The sequence below is a fragment of the Bartonella sp. AP58NXGY genome (assembly GCF_042195785.1).
Taxonomy (GTDB): domain Bacteria; phylum Pseudomonadota; class Alphaproteobacteria; order Rhizobiales; family Rhizobiaceae; genus Bartonella.
The window spans coordinates 1-717 of sequence record NZ_JBHIOY010000245.1 but is presented as its reverse complement, the minus strand read 5'-3'; the positions used below and the strand labels follow the sequence as shown (position 1 = coordinate 717).

General features: G+C 46.7%; 1 pseudogene. It reads left to right on the top strand.

From position 1 onward, the window contains the following. A pseudogene (locus ACFINC_RS10715) lies at positions 1–717 on the top strand (hypothetical protein); the annotation flags it as partial.

Below are 717 nucleotides of genomic sequence, written 5' to 3'. Positions count from 1 at the left end.
TCACAGCGATAAGCAACTAGTTTGGACTGGTAATGGGCAAACCCGTGGGAATATTGGTTATATGGGAGGTTTGACTGGTGGTGATGCGAATATAATGCCTGAGGCTTTTGGTGTTTATTCTTTTGCCACTGGTTGTGGATCTGCGGCACAGGGGAGTTATTCAACAGCATTTGGTGCAAATGCAACGGCCCTTACGGGAGGGTCATTAGCCTTTGGTGTTGCGTCGCTTGCTGCTGGAAAGGTGAGCATTGCTGTGGGTGTAGGATCGGAAGCAAAAGGAGATTCTTCTGTTGCTTTAGGTGGGCTGGCAAATGCAGCAGGGGAGATAAGTGTTGCTATTGGTCATAAGGCACAATCAACAGGAAAATTTGCTATTACTATGGGTGATCAGGCGCAGGCGACAAAAGAAGATAGCTTGGCTATAGGTCGCATGGCGCATGCTTTGGGGAAAAGCAGCACCGCACTAGGTTCCGAATATAATTTAAAAAGTGAACACGGGGACAATGATTATACCACTGCTCAGGGTGATTATTCAACAGCTTTAGGCGCGGTTTCTAAAGCTTTGGGGTATGGTTCAACTGCAGTTGGTCATCGTGCATATGCAACGGAAAAAGAGGCTCTTTCTATAGGGTTTTATTCAAGAGCAAATACAGATCATGCTGTTGCTTTAGGCGCAGATTCTATAGCGAACGTTGCTGCCGGTGTTGCAGGCTATAG